The sequence below is a fragment of the Tenacibaculum sp. MAR_2010_89 genome, from assembly GCF_900105985.1.
Classification (GTDB): Bacteria; Bacteroidota; Bacteroidia; order Flavobacteriales; family Flavobacteriaceae; genus Polaribacter; species Polaribacter halocynthiae.
In genome coordinates this window covers 2,935,756-2,958,862 of the sequence record NZ_FNUB01000005.1, presented here as the reverse complement: position 1 = coordinate 2,958,862, position 23,107 = coordinate 2,935,756, and the positions used below count along the sequence as shown (strand labels likewise).

Genomic DNA, 23,107 nt, shown 5'->3' with positions numbered 1-23,107 from the left:
AATATAAATTATAAGGTTTCAGTAATTAAAATTTCATAGTTTGCATTAATTCTATTTGAAAATTCTAAAGCTTCTCCAATTTTAACAAATCCTTTTTCTGCATCTATTACTTGTGTGTTCTTTATTCCTTTACAAAATGTTTGAAAAGCCAATACTGTAGCTTCAAGATCGTCTCCAGTATTTAGTTTACCATCAGTAATTATATGAAGATTGTGGTTGTAATCTATGTCAGTACAAATTGATTTAACTTGTTTAAAACCGGCTTTTAAACTTGTTTTACCTCCAGTTTTAAGTGTTGTTAACGTGTTTTCTAATTCTTGTAAAATGCTAGTATGACTTAAAATTAATTGAGCTCCTCCATTAAATAGAGACACAATAGAAAACTGTGTGTTCTGAGTTTTCGAGTTTTCAGCGATTTTATTGACTGCTCCTTTAGCATAAGCTATGATTTGCTCCTTTAACATTGAACCACTAGAATCTATTAAAAAGATATGATGTTGCTTTAAAAGGTTATTTTTTCGTTTCGTTTTCAATTCGAATTTATCAGTTGCTAAATATTGACTTACCGTTTTTTTTGTATCGCTTTCTAGTATAGTACCTTCCTTGTTTAAACGAGCTTTAACTCCTTGCTCAATTGTATTGGATGTAGTTTCTTTTTGTTTTTGAAATGTGTTTTTAGGAATACGAATATGTATATTTTCTTCTTTTGAAGGATTGTTTTCAGAAGATTGTTCTTGAGATTTATTTTCTTGTTTTTGAGAATCGTTTTGTTGATTAGGGGGCGTTTGTGATTTTCGATGATTTAATACGAAATCAGCAATAGTATCGACAGCCTCTTTAGTTATTTCAGAAATGTTTTGATATGCAGCAAAAGCTCTAGCTGTTTTTACTAATAAAATATCAGCACGTAGCCCTTCTACTTGATGTTTGATCGCTAATTCACTACAATACTCAATAATAGCATCTTCTATTTTTATAGATTTCAATTTTATTTTAGCATTGCTAATTCGCGTAGCTATTTTTTCATTTTGCTCTTTGTATGAATTAATAAATTGCGAAGGATTATCATCAAATTGAAAACGTTGCTTTATGATTTGTTGACGTATTTTTGAGTCGGTTGGTGTTTTTATTAAAACACTCAAGCCAAAACGATCTTTTAGTTGTGGTCTTAGATTTCCTTCTTCTGGGTTCATAGAGCCTACTAAACAAAACCTACTTTTAAAATAATGTGATACACCTTCTCTTTCTAAATAATAATTACCAGAAGCAGCAGCATCTAGTAATATATCAGTAAGGTAATCTTGTAATAAATTAACCTCATCAACATATAAAATTCCTTGGTGTGCTTTTGCCATTAAACCAGGGTTAATGATTTCCTTTTTAGCATTTATCAATTGCTCTAGATCGATGTTTCCAATAAGTCGGTCTTCAGAAACACCAATAGGTAAGTTAATAAAAGGATAATTTTGTTGTTCTCCCATTAAATTGGTTAACGAACGAATTAATGTAGTCTTTCCAGTTCCTTTATCTCCAATAGCTAGTACTCCGCCAATAAGAGGGTCAACTAAATTTAAAATAAGTGCTAGTTTAAAATTATCTTGACCAACAATAGCTGAAAAAGGAAAATTAGTATGTTTTTGATTTTTTATCATAATCCAGAAATACTATTATATAACCATATAACTCCAATAATAGCAGAAGCAACTCCTGCAATACCATTCATCCATTTAAAAATAGCTAAGTTTCGTTCTAAAAAACGACTCATTACTGCTATTAATACATAGCTGTAAACTCCCATTGCTATAATAATACCTAATGATTCAACTGCTAGAATTAGAATAGCGTCTGTTACTGTTGTACTACTTAGAACTAATGCAGATGTTAATGCACCTCCAGTACCTGCAAGACCGTGTAACATACCAATCCAGAATGATTTATTCATTGGGTTAACAGCTATTTCTTCTCCTTTAGTACCATGTAAATGTATAGGGTTAGACAGTTCATGCTCATGTGGCTCAATCTTTTTATGATCATTTACCATTTCATTAATAGCATGATTTCTTTTAATGGCTACAACTCCCAACCAAATCATAATAGGCCCAACTGCTAACTCAGCATAGAAAGAAATATCATTTACAAAAAGAGTTGCCATGCTTTTAAATAGTAAGGCAATTCCTCCAAAAAGTAATAAGGTTACAGAATGACCAAAAGCCCATTGTGATGCTTTAAATACAGTTTTGAAGCTGACCTTTTTTTTGTTAATAGCGTTTTCAGTTGCTAGTACTGAAACAGCTGTAACATGATCTGGTTCAAATGAATGTAAAATTCCAGCCATTAAAGGCCTAATTAAAGAAGTTAAAGTCATTTTTTAATATGTTTAATAAGGGTTCCGTTTTTATGTATAAGGTAAATACTTAACTCTACCTGTTTAATTTTTATATGTGTATGTTGGTAACAATGTTCTAGTAATAATTGAAAGAAAGGAGAGTTTTGTTCAAAATCAAATAATTCAATTAACCTCCCAGCCATGTTTAATTCTTTGATTTTATCAGCTTCATAAAAACCAACTTGAAGAGCTAAATCAACGACAAAATCTTTATTCCAGCTGGAAACACAACTATGCGTATCTGTAACTCCTCCAGCTAGTTTTACAGCTTTTCCTAGCATAATACCAATGCTAACTTTTTTAATGGGAGATTTATTTATTTTAGTGAGTGTTTCACCAATCCAATTTCCGTAATGGATAAAAGCATATTCAGGTAAATGATTGAATTTATTAGATAAATACTTTTCACTTCTTGCGCCTGAATTAATAACTAACTCTGAAATGTTATTAGCAATTGCAACATCAATACCTTGTTCTATACTTGCTATATATGAAGAGGAAGAGTAGGGTTTTACGATACCACTTGTACCTAAAATAGACAAACCATTCATGATTCCTACACGTTCATTAAGTGTACGTTTTGCTAACTTTTTGCCATCCGTAACATATACGGTTACCGATACACCACATTCTAAATCATAATCGTGCAATAACTTTTGAATAGCACTAGTAATCATTTTTCTAGGTACAGGATTAATAGCAGGCTCTCCTATAGCAAGTTCCAAACCTTTAAGCGTAACAGTACCAACACCTTCACCTGCGATAAACTGAATTTCTTTTTCTTGCGTTAACTTTAAAATACATCCAATTTCGGCTCCATTTGTTACATCAGGATCGTCACCAGCGTCTTTAATAACTGAACATTTAGCGGTGTTTTCAGTAAACTCACAATGATGAATTGGTATTTCAAGAACTTTATCAATAGGTAAATGAACACTAACTGTATTAATCTTTTTTTGATGAATAATAGCCATCAATCCTGATTTAGCAGCTGCAGTTGCAGAAGTTCCGGTTGTAAAACCTTCTCTTAAGGGACCTTTAGGTACTTTTCTTAATCCCATTTTACAGTAGTGTTATTAGTTAGCGATAATGAACGTTGCGTACTAGTAAGTAAGTTTTCTAACTCAACTACATTAAATACTTGTTGAAAGTAAGGTGGGATTTCTGGTTGTGTGATGATGATGATTTGTGTATCCGTTTTTAAAGCAGCATTAATTTTTGTGCTTAAAAAACCACTGTTTCCTGTTTCTTTTGTTAAGATTAAATCGATAGACTTTGTGTTAATTAAGTCTATTTCTTTTTCCAAATTATCTGAAGGCAAACCTAAGATCAATTGTTTTTCAGGGAAGTTGCTTTCAGCAGCAATAGCTAAGGATTCTGGTCTGTTCAGTATTCTAAAAAAGATAGATTGTTTTTGCCACCAAGGTTTTAATCTTTTAATAGATTGAACACCTGTTAAAGCCAGTATTACCTGATGTTTTTCTAATAACTCACAAGCATCATCATAAGTATTTACATACGAAACTAATGGGTTTATTGTTCTTGGAAGTAGTTTTCTACCAAATCGAATAACTGGTATTTGTAAACTTTCTGCTACGTTAGCAATTGTATTATGGAGCAGTTCAGCAAAAGGATGAGAAGCATTAATAATAATTTTCACATCGTTTTCTAGCAGATATTTTTCTAACTGTTTTTGATCTAAAGCTCCATATCTATAATTTGCAATATCATTTTCTTGAAAAGGAATATTTGTTTTTGTTGAGTACACAAAAGGCATCGATTTCTCTTGAAGCAATGTTGCTACTTTTTTACCTTCTGTTGTTCCTCCAAATACTAATATCATTTTCTTCTTATTTATGAATTATTCTGTAACTACAAATTTCTTATTAGTTCTAAAAATATGTTTCCATTCAGGGCTGTATAACTGCGATCTGTTTTTACGAGCTCCAATAGCATGACCTACTACAATTAATACAGTTCTAGTTTTTTTACTCTCTTTTACAATTTGTGCCAGGTTTTCTAATTTTCCTTGAAATATTTCTTCATCTTTCCAAGAAATTCGATACATAACTGCCACGGGTGTATCGGCATCAAAATGTTCTAATAGTTGTGCTTCTACTTTTTTAGCAATACCAACACTTAAAAAGATACACATGGTTGAATTTGTTGCTGCAAATGCTGAAATACTTTCTTTTGATGGCATAGGAGTTTTTCCTTCACCACGAGTTAATACAATAGATTGTACTACTTCGGGTATGGTGAATTCCGATTTTAATACTGCTGCTGCTGCACTAAAAGAAGAAATACCAGGTACAATAAAGTAATCCATTTCCAATTCATCAAAAATGGTCATTTGTTCTTGAATAGCACCATATAAAGAAGGGTCACCACATTGTAAACGAACAATAGCGTTTCCTTTTTTATAATGTTCTTGCATTAAAGATACTTGCTCCTCTAAAGTCATCATTGCAGAGTTTCTAACTACCGCTCCTGGTTTACACCAATTGGTCATTTCTTCAGGAATCAAACTTCCAGCATATAACACACAGTCTGCTTCTTCTAAATATTGTTTTCCTTTTACAGTTATTAATTCCTCATCACCAGGTCCTGCACCAATAATAGCAACCGTTGTTTTACGAGCTACTTCAGCGCTTAAAGCAACCGAAAAAGTGAATTTTTCACTGTTCTCTAAATGAATTTTCTGTTTTTCAACAAGTAAATCATTATTTCCAGAAAGTAACATCGCGCAAGATTCTGAAACACCATTAACACCAATTTTTGATTGTACCATTGCACTTGGGTTAGGTATCGTAACAGTGTTTATTCTATCAGAAGTAAATGTGCTGAAAGGAATATTGTTAGCCTCACTAAAATCTAAATAAGCTTGCTGTTCCGCTTTAATATCAATAGAACCAAAGTTTTTGATGGCAGAAAAGTATAATCCTTCAGCAGCTAGTTTTGATTTTAAGGTTTCTTGAAATAACTCGAAATCTAATTGTTTAGAACATCCAGAACCAACAGATAATACTTTCGGAATTAAAAATAAACTAGGAATTTTTGCTTCGTAAACTTTATAACTTACCGCAATAAATAATTCGAACTGTGTATAATCAATATCTTTTTCATTATAAAAAATAGTCACAAAACTAGGAACTGTTTTTTCTAAATGCTGTGTGCCTTTATCTTTAATATCTAAAAGTAACGCAGTAGGTTTGTTATTAGCAAACAATGCCATTATTTTATTTTTAGCTATTGAACTTTCTGTTTGCCAATTAAATTGACTTCCAAGAGTATCTAAAGCCCAAATATTTTGTACATCACTTGAGGTCGATATTACAGCATTTGCTCCTAATACACTCGCTGTTTTTGATGCAAAATCATTCGCTCCACCTTTATGTCCGCTTAATACAGATTGCACATGTAACCCTAAATCATCAACAGAAATTACTGCTGGATCGGTGTTTTTATCTTGAATATACGGAGCAATTAAGCGTACGCAAATACCCAAGGCTGTTACAAAACAAATACCATCTAGTTTCATAAAATTATCAGCTAAATAGTCAGAAATAGACGTAATAGTTGATACACTTTCATTACTAGACTGTAAAGTAGTTATGACTAATGATTTTGGAAATTCTTTCTGAATAATAAGGGCTTTTTCTATTCCTTTTTCAGTGACTGCTATGATGGCTATTTTTCTCATTTATTTTAGTTCAGCTGTGTGAATGCTAATTTTATTATGTTGGTTTACTTGAATAACACTAGTATTAACGATGTAATTCAATTTTGTAAGTTCTTCTGTAAATATTTTAGTGCTGCTTTCTCTTACAGCGTTAGTAACGAATCGTACTGCCGGGTTTTGTTTATGGATTAAATGGAGTAGTTCTTTTAAGCGTCCACCGTGACCACCAATGAAAACAACATCAGGAATTTCAAAATCATTTAAGTTGAGATTAAAAAAATCATCAATAATAATAGCAATTCCAGGTGTTGAAAAACGTTCTGTATTTTGTTGAATTATAGATGCGCATTCAGTTCGTTTTTCAAAGGCAACGACTTGTAAATGCGGAAAATGTTGTTTCGCTTCAATAGCAACAGATCCAGTACAAGCTCCTACATCCCAAAACACCGTTTTATTTTGTAATTCTAACGCATTAATTGTACTTAAACGAATAGGCATTTTAGTAATCATGTTAGCTCTATTCGTTAATGGAATAAAGGATGCATCAGGAATACCAAAAGGTTTGTGTTTAGGTGCTGTTTGTTTTAATAATGCACAGTTTAAATTATCATGTGTTTTGTTAGAACAAGAAACTAAATCTAGTTGTTCAATATGTTCATTATCTCCGTCTAAAGCTTCTCCAATGGTTATTGAGTAATTATCAAAACCATATTGCAGCATACGTTTCGCAATTTCGGCAGGTGTTTTTTTGTTATCGGTTAATACGCCGATTAATTCGTTTCTATGAATTAGTGCTTCATCTAGTGCTGACCAATCTCTACCGTGTATAGATACCGATTTTAATGTATTGTAGTTCGTTTGTGTTTTATGACATAACAATTGAATACTATTAAAATAAGGAGTAGCGCTTAATTTAGCATTGGGTAATAAGCGTTGTAACGTATTTCCGAAGCCATAGAAAAAAGGATCACCAGAGGCAAAAACCACAATCGTTGTCGTAATTTTTTTATACTGATTCATCAGCGCATCTATTTTACCTGAAATTTCAATCCAAGTATGGTTTTCGGGTAGGAACGATTTTACCAATTGATAATGTCGTTTTCCACCAGAAAAAACAGATGCTTCTTTAATTAATTTCAAGACATCATCATTCAATTTCGGACTAGGATGATTGCTAATTCCAATTAAATAAAAGTCGATATGTGAATGTATTTGCTTCATTTATTGATAACATTCTTTAATAACAACATCGTTTATATTTTTACGCTTTTCCCATTGCAAACTTTCTAACTCTGGGTTTTCATAAAACTTATCTACATGCCCTAAGCATAAATAACCTATTAACTGTCTGTTTTCAGGAGCATTTAAAATGGTTTTAATCTTGTTTGGGTCTAAAATACTTACCCAACCTAAACCAACGTTTAAAGCTCTTGCCATTAACCACATATTTTGAATAGCGCATACTACTGAGTAAACACCGGCTTCTTTCATAGTAGTTTGCCCTAAAACAGGGTGTTCACTTGGTTTATAAAAAACAGCGATATTTAATGCCGATTCTACAATTCCTTCTAATTTTAATTGCGTGTAGGCATCGGCTTTTTTTCCTTCAAAAAGAGTTTTTGCTTTTTCGTTTTCTTCAAAAAAACTGTCTTTTATTTTATTTCTAATGTCTAAATCTTTAATAACTACAAATTCCCATGGTTGAGAAAATCCAACAGAAGGTGCATTTACTCCAGCAAATAGAATTTTATCTAAATCCTTTTGAAGAATAGGTGTGTTTATAAAACGATTACCTCTAACATCTCTACGAGCAAGTATTATTTGCTCTAAGGTTTCTATATTTTCTGGAGTGAATTTGTTCATTTTTAAGATTTAAAATAAGTTGAAGCTTCCGGTAACGTAAAAGCTGCATTTGTAATAGCTGCTGCAACATTACTACCACCTCTGTTTCCTTCAATAATAACCCAATCGGTAGTTGCAATTTGTGATAATTGTTCTTTTGATTCTAAAACATTCACAAAACCAACAGGTACTCCAATTATACCAACAGGTTTAAAAGTATCATTGTCTCTTAATTGTTCAACAATTTCGAATAAAGCCGTTGGAGCATTTCCTACTACATACAAAGCATTCGGGTGTTTTTCAATGGCTTTTCGAATTCCAGCTTGTGAGCGCGTAATATTTGCCGATTTAGCTAGCGCTTGTGCATCTTCATCATTTAATAAACAGTGAATTTGATTTCCGTATTCTTTTATAAAAGCTTTTGTGATTCCTGCTTTTACCATGGTAACATCAGTAACAATTTCTCCACCATTTTTAAGATGCGTATGCCAATTTTCAATAGCATTCGGTGTTGCTGAATAATGATTAAAATCTTCTAAAATTCCTGTAGTATGAATAACTCTCGTTACTGCCCATTTATCAGTAATAGAAAAAGGGATTCCTTTAATACGATCGGTAACAATTCTAAAACTTTCTTGTTGAATTTCTTTACCTGTATGTGGTTTTCTATTTAAATAACCTCTTGGAGTAACCAAATAATCTTTAAAACGATAGGTTTGCGAGTTTCCAATCATTACCAAGCAAAACATATCTACATCTTCAGGGTTAAATTCTCCTAAAGTGGTAATTTTAAGTTCTTCTTCTGGACGTGTTATATGTCTTATAATTGCAACTGGGGTAGCAGGTGAGCGTTCTGTTAAAAATATTTTCTGCAATCTACCTAACTGCCAATGTCTTTTTTTACTTTTTGGGTTGTATAAACTGGTTACAAAATCTCCCATTGCAGCAGCTTTAATTCTCTGCTCAATTTTGTTCCAAGGTGTCATTAAATCAGACAATGAAATACAGCAAAAATCATGACCTAGCGGTGCACCTAATTTACTACCAGCAGCTAAAAATGCTGAAACACCAGGAAGTGTTTCTAATTCAATGGCATCATCATTTCCTTTAGATACCACTTCATAAACAATGGCAGCCATGGCATAAATACTGGCATCACCAGAACCAATAACCACTACATATTTATCTTCTTTTGCTTTTTCAATAGCTTTATGAGCTCTTGCTTCTTCTTTACCTAAGGGCATTGAAATAAGTTCAGCATTTTCTTTAAAAAGTGATGCTCCAAATTGAAAATAATAATCGTAACCAATAACTACGTCTGCTTTTTCTAAAGCATTTTTAACTACGGGCAACATATAATTGATATCTCCAGGACCTAAGCCTGCTACAGTTATTTTCATTTGTTTATTTTTTTAATAATCATAAGAGAAAAATAAGGTGTTTCTCTTGTGCTGGCAGTACTCCAGTTATTAGTTATAAATTGTTGATTCGTTCCTAAGCGTTCGGCATAAGTAACGCTATGTTTTTTAGTGTCGATTACAGCAGTAATTATATCAACAACCGATATAATTTTCATTAATACTACAGTGTCGAAATTAGCAATAGCCTCTTGTAGTTCTTCTTTGGTTTGTATGCGAGGAATTACTACTACTTTTTCGTTTTGTAAGCATAAAGGAGTTTTACTTTCAGATGCTAAATGCAAGTAAGAGCTAATACCCGGAATTAAATTAATAGGTAAATTATGCGCTTGTATTTTTTCTAACAGATAAGAAAAAGAGCTAAAAGTACTAATATCTCCTTCGCTAACAATTGCTATAGATAATCCTTTATTATACTCAGAAAGTATTTGTTGAAAGGTTGTTTCATAAATAACTTTTGCTTGCGCTCTCTCTAAATCCATTTTTAAATAAAATCCTTCGAGTTTTTGTGAATCTAAATTATAGTTATTTAAAATAGAATGTGAATAGCTAGCTTTTCTGCCATTTTTAAATAAAGAGCCAGGGTAATATATTTTATCTACTTTCTGTAAGGTTTTTAATCCTTTTAAAGTAATTAACTCAGGATCACCAGGACCTAAAGAGACACCGTATATTGTACCTTTTATCATATTCCTAAACCTTTTTTAATTTTAGTAAATACGCTGTTTTTTTGACCAACTTTTTCATCTTCTTCAAACAAAACACCTTTTACACCTAAATGATGTCCTACTTGTTCTTTTCCTACTTCCGATTCTAAACCAACAATTTGTTTTCTGTATTTACACAATTGGCAATTCATGTTTGCCGTACCATTGATAGCTTCGTCTAGTCGTTCATCAAAAGCTTTTAAAATAAGCTCATCGCTACCAAAAGCTTTGGTGTACACATATTGATAAGGAGAAGTTTCACTAAATGTTCGAATTTGATTATAAATACGCTCTAATAGTATACCAGTAAAAAAGAAAAAAGGGATCGCAATCGTTCGTTTAAAGCCCATTTTACTTGTTAATTCTAAACTTTTAGTAACATTAGGGTAGGCGGTACCACTGTAGGATACTGTTGTAAAACCAAAGCCCATACCTTCTCCCAACATACAAGCTAATTTATGAACATCAGAATTTGCGTCAGTATCGGTTGTTCCTCTACCTACAACGATTAAGCACACCTCTTTTCTATCCATCGGTGTATGTTTGCTTTCTTCTTCCAAAACTCTTTTTTGAGCTAATTCTAATAAAAATGAATTTACACCAAGGTGTTTTCCCATTTTTATAGTTAAATCGCTATAATAGCTTTGTATGGTATTCATTTCATAAGGAATATCATTCTTAGCATGCGAACCCGCAAAAAGTATGATTGGTAGCGCATAAATTTCACGAATACCCTTTTGATACATACGTTCAATAGAAGCTTCATAAACTGGGTGATTAAACTCTAAAAAGCCATAATCAACCTCATAATCTGTATAACGGGCTTTTAAAATGGAAACTAATTCTTTAAAAGCATCGGTTCCAGTTTTGGTTCTACTGCCGTGTCCGCAAAGTAAAATTCCTTTTTTCATTCTTTTAATTAATTGGTTTTACTCCTATTAAAAATACTACAGGCATTTGTAGTTCTTGTTTTTTTATATCGTTTTCTATCTCACCTAATGTTGAAGAAAGTAGCACTTCATTTTCTCTTGATACATTTGAAACCGCATTAATAGGAATATCAGGGTTCTTACATACTTCCATTAATTTAGGAACAATTTTATCCATACTTTTCAAGCCCATATACAAAGCTAGTGTGTTACCAGCATTTAGCATTTCAGCAATTCCTTTAAGCTGCGCGGTAGAATAATCTGCCGTATGTGCGGTACAAATTAAAATGGCGTTCGACTGTCTTCTTTCCGTAATAGGTATGTTTACAGAACTAGCAGCGGCTAACGCAGCAGAAATTCCTGGAACCACAGTAAAAGGTAAATTATGCTGTTTTAAAAACCGAACCTCTTCGGCTGCTCTTCCGTAGATGTATGGATCTCCAGATTTTATGCGAACTACATTATCTCCTTGCTCACAGTGTTTTTTCATCAATACATTGATGTTGTTCTGACGCGTTTCTTGATCGCCTTTATCACCATATTTTCTACCTACGTAAATATGTTCAGCCTGCGTATTTATGGCTAATATTTCATCAGAAATTAAATTATCGTGTAAAATAATTTCAGCATTTTCAATGGCTTCAAAAGCTTTTAAAGTCAACAAGTTTTTGTTACCTGGACCACAACCCACTATAGAAACTTCAGGTAAATATTCTTTTGTGAAAATCCACTCAGGATTTGAAAATTGGTATTCAAAATTTAATACTGATTTTGATTTTGAATTATCAACTATTTTATAATTTTCTTTAATTGGTATCTCAAAAATTGGAGGAGACATGTTTAATTTAATTGCTGCATTTTCATAAAAATCTTTTCTTTTAGGATGAATATCTGCACAGCCATTAATAGTTTCACCGAAACAATCTTGTTCTAAAATTTTTTTAATCAGGTTAATTACATCTTTTTGATGAATTAAATTAACTGGAACATTCGGATTTTTTAATTGTTTTTTATTAGCAAGGAATCTTCCAGGATGGCGTTTTGGACCAATTAACCCTGCTAAACGAAGAATCGTTAAGTTATTTCCAAAATGTTGTTGTAATAACTTTTCAGCTTCTATGAGAGCTTTACCAGAAGCTTTTTCAGGAATGCAATGTAGAGATTCACTTACAAGAGTATTGGTGTTTTGATATACCGATGTGGAACTAACAAATATAATTTTTGTTGTTTTCGGTGTATGTTTTATAATTTGTTTAATTTGAAGCGGATGAATGGTTTCAATATTTTCAATTCGCTTGGGAGGAAAATTTATAATTAACGTAGATGTATCATGAATAAAAGATTCCCAGTCGCCAATAATGGTATCAGCTTCAACTTTTATTCTACAGGTGTGAAAAGAATATGTAGCTAATGATTTTAAGTTACTGAGTCTTGAAGTACTTCCATTAACAGTATAACCGCTTTTTTGAAGTTGTAAAGCTAATGGTAAACCTAACCAACCTAAACCTAGTATTGAAACACCTTTTTTCATTGTTATGTTAAATTTAAAATTGCGTTTTTTAACTGTATTTTTCTACAATATTCCCAGCCTTTATTAGCTATGGAATCGAATGCTATTTTTCCTAAAACGTCACCAAATTTATTTTTAAAACGTATACCAACTTGTTGCGATTCCTTTTGATAAAAATATTCCGTGCTAGAAATTTTAGCTTGTTGTAACTCTTTATTATCTTTTGGTACAGCTGCAATAGTTAATGGAATGCAAGTTGTTTTAGTAAATAATTCAAGTGTATGTGTTTTAGAATATTCTAACGTTTCAATATCATTAAAATCAATAGAATTTTGATTTGTCATAGTAAGAGTTACACCATCTGGGTTTTCTCTAAGAAATAAGAATAACGGATACAAATACTGATCTGAACTAAATCCTTTGGTAATAAAACACTCACCTAATTCTGTATCATTTTTTAGTTCAAAAGGCTTTGGTGTTATTGGGGCTCTTTCGTTGTTAGAAATTTGCTTATCCCATCCTTTTTTATATAATAATTCAGTTTCTATAGGACATTCATTATTTAAATGTCCTTTTACGATATGCGTTATTTTTTCGGGAGTTAATTCTTTATACCAAAATTCTCCCGGACTTACAATACAAGTAGGGGCATCTTCACATCTACCATTACATCTAGTTTTTATAGTATGAGTACTATCCCAAAGCTCATTGTTTCTCAAATAAGCTCTAGCTTCTCTAACAACTTTTTCGCTACCTGCTTTTTGGCATGACCCTCCGTCGCAAAAGAAAAAAGTGTGTGTGGTATTGGCGATGTTTTTTCCCATGATTTAAAAGAAATATGTTATACTTAATTTTGTTGAAAAAGGAGTTCCAGGTGTAAAATGAATATCATCAACAGGCTGAGGTTCTCCTTGTAGTTGAGAGGAGTCGTAAAAAACAGCTTCTCTCCAGCTAGTATCAAATAGGTTTTCAATAGACAACCCTATTTGATATTTAGGTTTGGTATAATTAATAACTAAATCTGTAATAAAGTATTCTTGAGCAAGTACTGATTCATCTTCAATCAGAGGACGCTCTCCTAAATAACGATAGCGTAATGAAGTATTAATCCCGTTTTGTAAGCGTAAAGTAGCACCTCCTGTTGAAGTAAATCTCGGAGCGCTTGGTATTTTATTCTCACTTTTAGGAGCGTCTAACAAAGTACCGAAACTATAATTTAAATCGGTATCTAACCAAAAGTTAGGTAAGGGTTGGTATCTAAAAGAAGCTTCACTACCAATTCGTTTTGATCTACCTTTATTTTCAAATTCAAAACCATCAGGACTAAAAACAAACTCTGCATCACTTTGTAAATAAAAAGCAGCAAGGTTTCCTACAAACTTTTTTCCTATTTTAAATTCTGTTCCAACATCATATCCAATTGCTTTTGGTAATGGATTTACATCACTGTTTTTTACTGCAGCATTCGCATAGTTTGAATGAAATCCAACGCTAGCTTTAGCATATAACTGAATGTTATTTGTAGCATCATAAAATAAACTAACTTTAGGGCTAACTCTAAAGGCTGTAGTGTTTCCTTGTTGAGGTGTTGGTACTAATTCATTTACATTAAAATTGAAGTAATCAGCTCTAAGACCACCTAAAGCTGTTAGTTTAGGGGTTATTTGAATTCTTTCTTTTAAAAATAAAGCAATATTTGTTTCTTCAATATCAAATTTATTTATTGCCTTTAAAAATGTTCGTCCAATAGCATTGTTTAATCCAATCGTATTGTTATTATGTTCAAAAGACCAACCAAAAGAAGTTGTGCTATTTGGTATTTTTAATAAGTTTTTTATTGAAATATTTCCTTTGTAAGCATATGCGTTACGATTCTCGTGTTGGTGAATCATATCACCGTTAACAGGATTGTTTTGGAAAAAAGAAAAATTAGAAAATAAATTATATTTATTTGATACATAATACAATTGATTGGTAAGTTGAGTGTTTTCTGAAAGGCGAGAACTTAATTGTACATTAAAATGAATTCTTTTAGTATCACCACCTTCCTTATCATCAATAGCACCAAATCTAGTTATAAGTCCACTTTTAACTGCTCGTAAAGGTATTTGCCCAGAAGCATTCCAATCACTATGAAATGTAGAAAAAGAAGTTTTTAGTTCGTGAGCATCAGAAAGAGGAAGGGTGTATTTAGCAAAAGTATTTAATCGTCTTAGTTTTTGATCACTTTCAAAAAAACTAGTGTTGTAGGTTCCTTCTATAGCAACATAAGCATTCTCATTATTATTCGTTAAAAAACTACTCTCATTTAAAAGAGAAACCATTGCTAAAGCTCTAACAAAGTTATATTGCCCATATTCTAGTTTAGCTACGTTACGATGTAGTTTGTTTTTTGAAGAAAATTTAGCGGCACCAGAAACCGCAAAATTACCTAGTGAAACCTCATGAGGCCCTTTATAATAATCTGCAGTTTGAACAGTTTCAGGAATTAAAAAATGTAAATCGGCATACCCTTGTCCGTGAGCATGAGAACTTAAATTAATACCGATTTCATCTACAAGTACTGCAAAGTCAGTACCATGATCATTATCAAATCCTCTAAGGAATATCTGTTCAGCTTTTCCACCTCCAGCATGTTGCGCTATAAATAAACCAGGTACTGTTTTTAAAAAATCATGAGCACTGTTTATAGGTCTTAATTGTAATGAAATTTTAGAAACCTTTTGAATTCCTAATTTTTTTTGGTTTTTAGAATTGATGACAATTTCTGAAAGTTGAATAACTTCCTTTTCTAGTGTAATATTTAAATTTGAGGTTTCTTTTTTTAGTAGAATTGTTTTCTGTAAATAGCCATCAGAAGTGAAGGTTAATTTTATAGGGAAATTTTCTATTCTTATAGAAAAATTACCTGTTTCACTAGTTGTTCCTTTGGAAACTTTGTTCGTTGTAATACGTACTTGTGAAATTGTTAACTGAGTTTCTTGATCAGTTACTTTACCTTGAACGGTATTGTTTTGTGCGAATATGGATAGTGAAAAACACAGTGTCCATAGACTGCATAAAATCAATTTTTGCATTTAAAAAAGAAATTAAGCAGGTAGGGAAAGAAAATATGAATAACATAATTTTCTAACTCTTTACCCGAGAGTTATTATTATAAATTGGTTTGATTTAGGCAGGTCTCCTGACTTAGCTTAGCGTTCATTTACCTTCCCATAGTTTTACCTACAGTGGTTTTTGTTAATGAAGCCTTTAATAAGCTTTACAGTTGCGGGAACAGTTTTGGATTTGCACCAAATTCCCTTTTAATTCTTATTCAAAAATTTTATGAAAGAATAAGAAACCAAAAATCGAAGCGAATATATAGTATTTTATTATACGATAGTTTCTAAAACCAGTTTTTTTCTTGTAGTAACAGAAGTTTTAGGAAGCATTATAATTTCAAATCCTTTTTTGGTATACTGTTCTAGTAGTGCTTTTTCTAGGGTTAAACAATACTCAAATTCTTGTAATCTTTGTGCATCTTTACAGTAAATATCAAACCAAGTTGGTGCAAAAAAAACAGTTGTATGGTAGTTTTTTTTATAAGGAAAATTTCGTAAGTAATTAGGAATTGGTTTATTTGCTACCGTTAAATAGGCTTCTAAATCTAATAAAGACCGATCACAAATTAGCGTGTTTGAATTTAATAATTCTTTAGTTGTTAATTCGAAAACAAGATCAGTAAATCGGTGGATGTCTTCCCACGGCATTCCGTTTCTATTATTTTTTTGCTCATCAATAATAACTCTTCTAGAAACTTCATCCATGCAAGGAACTGTATCTTTTAAAAGATTTATTAAAGTGGTTTTTCCAGTGCCTGGAGCCCCAGTAATGATATATTTTTTAGGTAGGTTATACATGTTGAAAAAATACGAGTAATCCTATTATAATTGCAATAAAAAGAATACTTGAGCTATAGTTAATGGTAGCAACTCTTTTAATTTCATCATGTTCTATATTCCTGTTATTGTTTCCTATAAAAGGTTTATCAACTAATTTTCCATGATAATAATTAGGACCACCAAATTGACAATTTAAAATAAATGCTAAAGAGGCTTCTGGGTATCCAGCATTAGGACTACTATGTTTTTTTCCTTCTTTGAAAACAAAAGAAATTCCATGTATTTTAAACTGAACAAGTAACATTAATAGTGCAGTAATTCTTGATGGAATATAGTTAGCAACATCATCTAGTTTTGCAGCAAACCGACCAAATAATAGATATCGATCATTTTTATACCCAATCATAGAGTCGAAGGTGTTAATCATTTTATACGCCATAGCACCAGGAACTCCTAATACTAAAAAATAAAAAAGTGGAGCAATGACACCGTCACTTAAATTTTCAGACATGGTTTCAAAAGTTGCAACTCTAATTTGTTGTTCGTTTAAGTTATCAGTTTCACGACCAACAATCCAGGATAAACGTTTACGACCCGCTTGTAATCCTTCATTTTTTAGTGTATTAAAAACAGCATAGCCTTCTTTTACTAATGTTTTGTTGGCTAGGCAGTAAAACAGCATTACAACCGAAAACACAGAGGCAATACTTTTAAAATTACATACATGTAGCCACTTTATAATTATATACGGTACCGTAAAAGAAATACTAACTAAAGTAATTGTTAAAAGCGCGCCTTTTAAAAGTTGGTACTTATTTTTATTAAGCCATTTCTCACCCAAAGAAATACTATTACCAAATAGAATAATAAGATGTGGTAGTTTTTTAGGATCTCCTAAAAGTAAATCCAAACCAAATGCAATAACGAGTATGTAAATTGAAGTTAAATCCATTCTTTTAACGCTTGAATAAGTAGTTGATTAGTAGCTTTACTTTGTGTTGAAAGACGAATGTGTTCTCCTTCTAAATTGTTGAAGTTTGTGGCGTCTCTAATCAAAATTTGATGCTTCTCTATTAAATATTTTTTTAATTCTTTTGCCGATCTATTCAGTAATTCAATTAAAAAATAAGAGGTGTTACTTTCACAAACTTTTATACCTTTTACTTGTTCAAGCTCTTTCTTAAAAATACTAGTTTCTTCTAACAATTCAGAGGCATTGAATTGAAGTGTTTTATAATTGTTAAAAATGAATTCACCCGCTTTTATAGCTAACGTATTCACACTCCAAGGCATCTTTAGTGCTAAAAGTGCACTAATGTTTGAGGTGTTTGAAATGATATAGCCTAATCGTAATCCAGGAATGGTAAATGTTTTTGTTAATGAGCGAACGACAATTAAGTTTGTATGCGTTGTAGTTAATGAAGCAACTGATTCTAGATTGTTGGTAAATTCAATATACGCTTCATCAATAACAAATGTAGTCCTTGGTTTTTCCTTAAAAAGAAGTTCCAGTTCCTTTTTAGAAAAAATAGTTCCAGTTGGGTTGTTAGGGTTACAAATAAATAGAAGATCTGCATTCGTATCTTTTACTTCGGTTCTAGAAATTAACTGATAGTCCAACTTAAAAATACTACAAGCATCTTCGTATTCAGCAAAAGTTGGTGCTACAATAGCTGCTTTTTTTGCTGAAAATAACTGCGCTATTAAATAAAAGGCTTCTGTTGCTCCGTTGGTAAACAAAAATTTATTGCTATGGAGTAGAAATTTTTTTGCTGCTAATTCATTCAACTCATTGGCAATAGGTGAGGGGTAGCTTTCAATTCTATGAACGTTCCTTGAAATTTCATCAAGTAACGATTTTGGGCATCCTTTATAATACACATTTGAACTAAAGTTGTGTTTAATTTTTCCTTCTATCAAATGAAGGTCATCACCATGGCCGTTTAACATTCTTGTGCGCTATTTTTTACGATGGTTTCCATGTTTAAATTTTCATCAATCCAATCGGCTAATTTATCAAATTGTGCCGATTTAAAAGCTTTATAATTGATAGCCTCAGCATTTGGGTATTTTACTTGTAGTAGTTCTGTTACAATTTCTTGATTGTCAAAAATACCGTGCAAGTAGGTTCCCCAACTTTTATTTCCATCAAAATAGCCCTCTTCTTTATTATTAATAAGATTCAAATGCTTGTTTTTAGGCACAATTGTTTCTCCCATATGAATTTCGTAGCCTTCACAAGTCTGTTCAAAGTCTTTAAACTTAAAATTACGCTGTACCGTTTGTTTTGTTTTTGTTAAGGTGGTTTCAATATCAAACAATCCTAATCCTTCTTCTTGTAAATTATTACTTTCTACTGAAAAAGGATCTTTTACAGTGTTTCCTAACATTTGGTAACCTCCACAAATCCCAATAACAGGAATGTGTGCATATTGCTTTTTGATAATGGTATCCAAACCATCTTTTTTTAAGGCTATTAAATCTTCAATCGTATTTTTTGTACCCGGAATAATGAGTACATCTGCTTTGTTTAGTTCTTCTGGATTTCTAGTAAAATATAAATTGATTAACGGTTCTTGTTCTAACGATTGAAAATCGGTGTAGTTAGACATGTAATGGAGTTTTACTACGGCTACATTTAATTTGTTTTCAACTGCCGTAGTTTTTCGTTGGTTTAAAGCAACGGAATCTTCTTCCTCAATTACAATATCTTTTGCATAGGGTAAAATACCTAAAACAGGAATCTTAGTGAGTTCTTCTAGTTTCTTTTTTCCATCAATAAATAAAGCAGTATCTCCTCTAAATTTATTAATAATAATACCTTTTACTAATTTACGTTCCCACTCTTCTAACAATTCAATAGTGCCATACACGCTACCAAATACGCCTCCTTTATCAATATCTGCTACTAAATATACACAGGCATTGGCAGCGGCAGCCATTCGCATGTTTACAATGTCTCTATGTTTTAAGTTTAATTCACTAATACTTCCAGCACCTTCCATTACAATAGGATTCTGCTTTGAAGCTAGTTGATGAAACGATTTTTTAGCTTCTTCAAACAGGTGTTTTTTATTGTCTCCTAAAAAATATTCTTTCGCCGTTTGGTCGCCAATTGGTTTTCCATGTAATACAATTTGCGATTTATTTACCGATGAGGGTTTTAATAAAATAGGGTTCATTGCTACCGTTGGCGGAATACCACATGCTTCTGCTTGCACGGCCTGCGCTCTTCCAATTTCTAAATTATCAGGGGTAGAAAAACTATTTAATGACATGTTCTGGGCTTTAAACGGAGCAGGGGTATATCCTTTTTGTTTAAGCCATCTACAAATACCTGTTGTTATCCAGCTCTTTCCAACATCTGATCCAGTGCCAACTAACATGATAGGTTGTAGTTTTTGCATTTTAATTTTATTTTTTAGAAAAACAAAAATATTGAATAATATAGTTTGTCTAAGGGAATTGCTGTTTTTTATTATTGGTGGTGGGAATATGTTGGTCATTGCGACGAGGCACGAGGAAGCAATCTGTTAGTTTGGAATTCTGATTATAATTCTAGTTAGTAATAATAAGATTACTTCATTCCACTTTGTTTCATTCGTAATGACGGTTTGGGTTGGTCATTGCGAAGGAGTGGTAACAAGAGAAGCAATCTGTTTATTGAGAGTTTTTGATTTGTTTTGAGTTAGCGTTAATGAGATTACTTCATTGCACAGTGTTTCATTCGTAATGACGGTTTGGGTTGGTCATTGCGACGAGGTAGGAGGAAGCAATCTGTTTATTGAGAGTTTTTGATTTGTTTTGAGTTAGCGTTAATGAGATTACTTCATTCCACTTTGTTTCATTCGTAATGACGGTTTGGGTTGGTCATTGCGACGAGGTAGGAGGAAGCAATCTGTTTAATGAGAGTTTTTGATTTGTTTAGAGTGAGTGATGATGAGATTATTTCATTTTACTGTGTTTCATTCGTAATGACGGTTTGGTTCGTCATTGCGAAGGAGTGGTAACGACAGAAGCAATCTGTTTAATGAGAGTTTTTGATTTGTTTAGAGTTAGCGATGAAGAGATTACTTCATTTCACTTTGTTTCATTCGTAATGACGCTTCTGGTTCGTCATTGCGAAGGAGTGGTAACGACAGAAGCAATCTGTTTATTGAGAGTTTGTGATTTGTTTAGAGTAAGTGTTGGTGAGATTACTTCATTGCATTTTGTTTTATTCGTAATGACGGTTTGGGTTTGTCATTGCGACGAGGCACGAGGAAGTAGTCTGTTTAATGAGAGTTTGTGATTTGTTTTGAGTTAGCGATGGTGAGATTACTTCATTCCACTTTGTTTCATTCGTAATGACGGTTTGGGTTGGTCATTGCGATGGAGGTTACGACTGAAGCAATCTGTTTGTTGAGTGTTTTTGATTTGTTTTGAGTTAGCGATGTTGAGATTACTTCATTCCATTGCATTTCATTCGTAATGACGGTTTGATAAAAAATCTTTTACCTAGAAGTATTAATTTATAAAAAAGGCTTATTATTACGGCATTCCTATTATTTTACAATCGGAATTTAAAAAAACATCAAATTACTCTTAATAATGAAGAAACCAACGATCAATATAGGTGTCTTAGCGCATGTAGATGCAGGTAAAACCACACTTACCGAGCATTTTTTATACAATTCAGGTGCTATTAGAACGTTGGGGAGTGTTGATAAAGGGTCAACAAGTACTGATAGTTTAGCACTGGAGAAAGAGCGTGGAATTTCTATAAAAGCTGCCACCACTTCCTTTGAATGGAAAGACACAAAGATTAATTTAATTGATACGCCTGGTCACGTTGATTTTTCAAGCGAGGTTGAGCGTGCATTGTGTGTTGTTGATGCGGTAGTGTTAGTAGTTTCTGCTGTAGAAGGGGTGCAAGCACATACCCTAAATATTTGGGATTCTTTACAAGAGTTACATATACCAACTCTTATTTTTATTAATAAAATTGATCGTCAAGGTGCAGATGCTGAAGGAACAATTACCCAGATAGAAAGTGATTTAAAAACTAAAACAGTAGTGTTGTACGCCTCAGAAAATGATGGATTAACGGATGCTACCATAACGCCAGTTTTTAATAGTGAAGTTGATAGTGAAATTAAAGAAAAGTCTATTGAGCATATTTTAGAGGGTGATGAACTCTTATTAGAACGTTTTTTAAATTCTGAATCAATTAAAGATGATGAGTATGTAAAGAGTATTCGTAAGTTAACAATCGATACTAAAATAACTCCTGTATATACTGGTATTGCTAAGAATAATATAGGGGTAACTGAACTTTTAGATGGAATAGTAGCCTATTGCCCAACTTCTAAAATAACCACGTCTAAAGAGCTTTCAGCATTTGTGTTTAAATTAGAACATCATAAGGTTTTTGGTATGATGGCACATGTAAAAGTTTTTTCAGGAGAATTGTCTTCTAAATCTACCATATACAACGATACGCAACAGTTAGAAACTAAAATTAATCAGACAAAACAATTACACAATACAAAATATGTAGATAATGTTATTTTACAATCGGGAGATATTGGGGTAATAACGGGTGTTTTAGGTACAAAAGCTGGTGATGTCTTAGGAAGTCCAGAAGGAATTCCAAAATTACCTCAGTTGCATATTCCAGTATTGAGTGTTCAGGTAGTTCCTGATAATAATGCTGATTATAACGTACTAGCAGATGCTTTACAGCAATTAGATAGAGAAGATCCTTCTTTAAGCTTTAAATGGTTTAAGGTAGAGAAGGAGCTTCAATTATTGTTAATGGGACAAATGCAAGTTGAAATTTTGGAGCATGTTTTAAAAGAACGTTTTTCAATCAACGCAAGTTTTACGGATCCACAAGTGGTGTACAAAGAAACCATTAGCAAAAAAGCAGAGGGCTATATTCGCTATTGGATGCCAAAGCCTTGTTGGGCAATTATGACGTTTTTAATTGAACCTGCTCCGTTAAATTCAGGAGTTAGTTATCATTCAATTGTTTCACAGAATGATGTACATATCAAATATCAAAATGAAATAGAACGAACCATTCCGAAAGCCTTGACACAAGGAATTTTAGGGTGGGAGGTAACCGATGTAAAAATTACGTTGATAAAAGGAGAAGATCATAATGTACATTCCAGACCCGGTGATTTTAACCTAGCAACTCCTATGGGAATTATGAAAGGGTTAAAAATTGGTGGAACACATTTATTAGAGCCTATATTAAGTTTTGAAATAAAAGCAAATGAAGGGTTGTTAGGGAAGATAACTTCTGAGTTAAGTACGCGAAGAGCTGTTTTTGATACTCCAGAGTTTATGGATGAGGTGTTTCATTTAAAAGGACGAATTCCTGTAGCTACATCCTTAGATTTTGGTAGGAAGTTAAATTCAATAACGAGTGGTAAATCGCGTCTTAGACTAAAATTTCATGGATATGATACCTGTCCTAAAGGAGAAGGTATAGTTCGTGACTATAAAGGGGTAAATCCTCTTGATGAAGCCCAATGGATATTACACCGTCGTGGTGCGTATAAAGCGGACGAACGGGTAATTTAGCGTGTTCTAATTTGTAGAATACCTATGGTAGAAGCTTCTGGTAGACTATTATAATTTTTTAAAATTTTTAGAAAGCGTTTATTTCTTTAAACGCATCACTTATTTCTTCTAAAGTCTCTAAAATGAATTCTCTATTTTTTGATGTTTATGTATCCAGTACTTTTATTCCGAACTTA

18 protein-coding genes and 1 riboswitch are annotated in these 23,107 nt (G+C 32.4%); of the genes, 1 reads left to right on the top strand and 17 read right to left on the bottom strand.

Features of this window, described 5'->3' with window-relative positions; translation table 11 throughout:
• Nucleotides 1–8 precede the first annotated feature (8 nt).
• From BLV71_RS16325 to BLV71_RS16245, 17 genes are all read right to left on the bottom strand, one after another.
• Nucleotides 9–1,652, bottom strand: a complete 1,644-nt coding sequence (locus BLV71_RS16325) for an AAA family ATPase (protein ID WP_093871580.1) — start codon at nt 1,650–1,652, stop codon at nt 9–11.
• Entirely contained in the window at nt 1,649–2,365 is a 717-nt protein-coding gene (locus tag BLV71_RS16320) for a hypothetical protein (protein WP_093871579.1), read from the bottom strand. The genes BLV71_RS16325 and BLV71_RS16320 overlap by 4 nt, the downstream gene beginning before the upstream one ends.
• Complete coding sequence (gene cbiD / locus BLV71_RS16315; RefSeq protein WP_093871578.1) at nt 2,362–3,447, bottom strand: cobalt-precorrin-5B (C(1))-methyltransferase CbiD; 1,086 nt, start codon at nt 3,445–3,447, stop codon at nt 2,362–2,364. The genes BLV71_RS16320 and cbiD overlap by 4 nt, the downstream gene beginning before the upstream one ends.
• On the bottom strand, nt 3,438–4,229 hold the full coding sequence (locus tag BLV71_RS16310; protein ID WP_093871577.1) for a precorrin-6A/cobalt-precorrin-6A reductase: 792 nt from the start codon (nt 4,227–4,229) through the stop codon (nt 3,438–3,440). The genes cbiD and BLV71_RS16310 overlap by 10 nt, the downstream gene beginning before the upstream one ends.
• A gap of 18 nt (nt 4,230–4,247) precedes the next feature.
• Complete coding sequence (cobM, locus tag BLV71_RS16305) at nt 4,248–6,089, bottom strand: precorrin-4 C(11)-methyltransferase (protein ID WP_093871576.1); 1,842 nt, start codon at nt 6,087–6,089, stop codon at nt 4,248–4,250.
• The gene (gene cbiE, locus BLV71_RS16300) at nt 6,090–7,289 is read right to left on the bottom strand and encodes a precorrin-6y C5,15-methyltransferase (decarboxylating) subunit CbiE (protein WP_093871575.1); all 1,200 of its coding nucleotides are present in this window, start codon (nt 7,287–7,289) and stop codon (nt 6,090–6,092) included. It abuts the gene before it with no gap.
• Entirely contained in the window at nt 7,290–7,931 is a 642-nt protein-coding gene (gene bluB, locus BLV71_RS16295; RefSeq protein ID WP_093871574.1) for a 5,6-dimethylbenzimidazole synthase, read from the bottom strand.
• A 2-nt stretch (nt 7,932–7,933) separates the two neighbouring features.
• The gene (cobJ, locus tag BLV71_RS16290; protein ID WP_093871573.1) at nt 7,934–9,310 is read right to left on the bottom strand and encodes a precorrin-3B C(17)-methyltransferase; all 1,377 of its coding nucleotides are present in this window, start codon (nt 9,308–9,310) and stop codon (nt 7,934–7,936) included.
• The gene (cobI, locus tag BLV71_RS16285; RefSeq protein ID WP_093871572.1) at nt 9,307–10,017 is read right to left on the bottom strand and encodes a precorrin-2 C(20)-methyltransferase; all 711 of its coding nucleotides are present in this window, start codon (nt 10,015–10,017) and stop codon (nt 9,307–9,309) included. The genes cobJ and cobI overlap by 4 nt, the downstream gene beginning before the upstream one ends.
• Nucleotides 10,014–10,946 (bottom strand): sirohydrochlorin chelatase, encoded by a 933-nt coding sequence (locus tag BLV71_RS16280; protein ID WP_093871571.1) that lies wholly within the window; start codon nt 10,944–10,946, stop codon nt 10,014–10,016. Before BLV71_RS16280 ends, cobI begins: the two co-directional genes overlap by 4 nt.
• Before the next feature lie 4 nt (nt 10,947–10,950).
• The gene (gene cobA / locus BLV71_RS16275) at nt 10,951–12,495 is read right to left on the bottom strand and encodes a uroporphyrinogen-III C-methyltransferase (RefSeq protein WP_093871570.1); all 1,545 of its coding nucleotides are present in this window, start codon (nt 12,493–12,495) and stop codon (nt 10,951–10,953) included.
• Between the two features lie 2 nt (nt 12,496–12,497).
• Nucleotides 12,498–13,298: a (2Fe-2S) ferredoxin domain-containing protein gene (locus BLV71_RS16270; protein WP_093871569.1), complete on the bottom strand. Its 801-nt coding sequence runs from the start codon at nt 13,296–13,298 to the stop codon at nt 12,498–12,500.
• A gap of 3 nt (nt 13,299–13,301) precedes the next feature.
• Entirely contained in the window at nt 13,302–15,551 is a 2,250-nt protein-coding gene (locus BLV71_RS16265; RefSeq protein WP_093871568.1) for a TonB-dependent receptor, read from the bottom strand.
• Between the two features lie 79 nt (nt 15,552–15,630).
• A riboswitch (cobalamin riboswitch) is annotated at nt 15,631–15,837 on the bottom strand.
• 11 nt (nt 15,838–15,848) lie between these two features.
• Nucleotides 15,849–16,376, bottom strand: a complete 528-nt coding sequence (locus tag BLV71_RS16260; RefSeq protein ID WP_093871567.1) for an AAA family ATPase — start codon at nt 16,374–16,376, stop codon at nt 15,849–15,851.
• Complete coding sequence (gene cbiB / locus BLV71_RS16255) at nt 16,369–17,310, bottom strand: adenosylcobinamide-phosphate synthase CbiB (RefSeq protein WP_093871566.1); 942 nt, start codon at nt 17,308–17,310, stop codon at nt 16,369–16,371. Before cbiB ends, BLV71_RS16260 begins: the two co-directional genes overlap by 8 nt.
• Complete coding sequence (locus tag BLV71_RS16250; protein WP_093871565.1) at nt 17,301–18,308, bottom strand: pyridoxal phosphate-dependent aminotransferase; 1,008 nt, start codon at nt 18,306–18,308, stop codon at nt 17,301–17,303. Before BLV71_RS16250 ends, cbiB begins: the two co-directional genes overlap by 10 nt.
• On the bottom strand, nt 18,302–19,765 hold the full coding sequence (locus BLV71_RS16245; protein WP_093871564.1) for a cobyric acid synthase: 1,464 nt from the start codon (nt 19,763–19,765) through the stop codon (nt 18,302–18,304). The genes BLV71_RS16250 and BLV71_RS16245 overlap by 7 nt, the downstream gene beginning before the upstream one ends.
• 1,183 nt (nt 19,766–20,948) lie before the next feature.
• Between BLV71_RS16245 and BLV71_RS16235 the strand changes: the two genes are divergently transcribed.
• Nucleotides 20,949–22,931: a GTP-binding protein gene (locus tag BLV71_RS16235; RefSeq protein ID WP_093871562.1), complete on the top strand. Its 1,983-nt coding sequence runs from the start codon at nt 20,949–20,951 to the stop codon at nt 22,929–22,931.
• The last annotated feature ends 176 nt before the right edge of the window (nt 22,932–23,107 follow it).

Excerpts from the sequence above, each read along its gene's own strand:
- BLV71_RS16310 (WP_093871577.1), bottom strand. The coding sequence starts at position 4,229 with ATGATATTAGTATTTGGAGGAACAACAGAAGGTAAAAAAGTAGCAACA.
- BLV71_RS16320 (WP_093871579.1), bottom strand. The coding sequence starts at position 2,365 with ATGACTTTAACTTCTTTAATTAGGCCTTTAATGGCTGGAATTTTACAT.
- cbiE (WP_093871575.1), bottom strand. The coding sequence starts at position 7,289 with ATGAAGCAAATACATTCACATATCGACTTTTATTTAATTGGAATTAGC.
- cobJ (WP_093871573.1), bottom strand. The coding sequence starts at position 9,310 with ATGAAAATAACTGTAGCAGGCTTAGGTCCTGGAGATATCAATTATATG.
- bluB (WP_093871574.1), bottom strand. The coding sequence starts at position 7,931 with ATGAACAAATTCACTCCAGAAAATATAGAAACCTTAGAGCAAATAATA.
- cbiD (WP_093871578.1), bottom strand. The coding sequence starts at position 3,447 with ATGGGATTAAGAAAAGTACCTAAAGGTCCCTTAAGAGAAGGTTTTACA.
- BLV71_RS16245 (WP_093871564.1), bottom strand. The coding sequence starts at position 19,765 with ATGCAAAAACTACAACCTATCATGTTAGTTGGCACTGGATCAGATGTT.
- cobI (WP_093871572.1), bottom strand. The coding sequence starts at position 10,017 with ATGATAAAAGGTACAATATACGGTGTCTCTTTAGGTCCTGGTGATCCT.
- BLV71_RS16235 (WP_093871562.1), top strand. The coding sequence starts at position 20,949 with ATGAAGAAACCAACGATCAATATAGGTGTCTTAGCGCATGTAGATGCA.
- BLV71_RS16270 (WP_093871569.1), bottom strand. The coding sequence starts at position 13,298 with ATGGGAAAAAACATCGCCAATACCACACACACTTTTTTCTTTTGCGAC.
- BLV71_RS16280 (WP_093871571.1), bottom strand. The coding sequence starts at position 10,946 with ATGAAAAAAGGAATTTTACTTTGCGGACACGGCAGTAGAACCAAAACT.
- BLV71_RS16250 (WP_093871565.1), bottom strand. The coding sequence starts at position 18,308 with ATGTTAAACGGCCATGGTGATGACCTTCATTTGATAGAAGGAAAAATT.
- BLV71_RS16325 (WP_093871580.1), bottom strand. The coding sequence starts at position 1,652 with ATGATAAAAAATCAAAAACATACTAATTTTCCTTTTTCAGCTATTGTT.
- BLV71_RS16265 (WP_093871568.1), bottom strand. The coding sequence starts at position 15,551 with ATGCAAAAATTGATTTTATGCAGTCTATGGACACTGTGTTTTTCACTA.
- BLV71_RS16260 (WP_093871567.1), bottom strand. The coding sequence starts at position 16,376 with ATGTATAACCTACCTAAAAAATATATCATTACTGGGGCTCCAGGCACT.
- cobM (WP_093871576.1), bottom strand. The coding sequence starts at position 6,089 with ATGAGAAAAATAGCCATCATAGCAGTCACTGAAAAAGGAATAGAAAAA.
- cbiB (WP_093871566.1), bottom strand. The coding sequence starts at position 17,310 with ATGGATTTAACTTCAATTTACATACTCGTTATTGCATTTGGTTTGGAT.
- cobA (WP_093871570.1), bottom strand. The coding sequence starts at position 12,495 with ATGAAAAAAGGTGTTTCAATACTAGGTTTAGGTTGGTTAGGTTTACCA.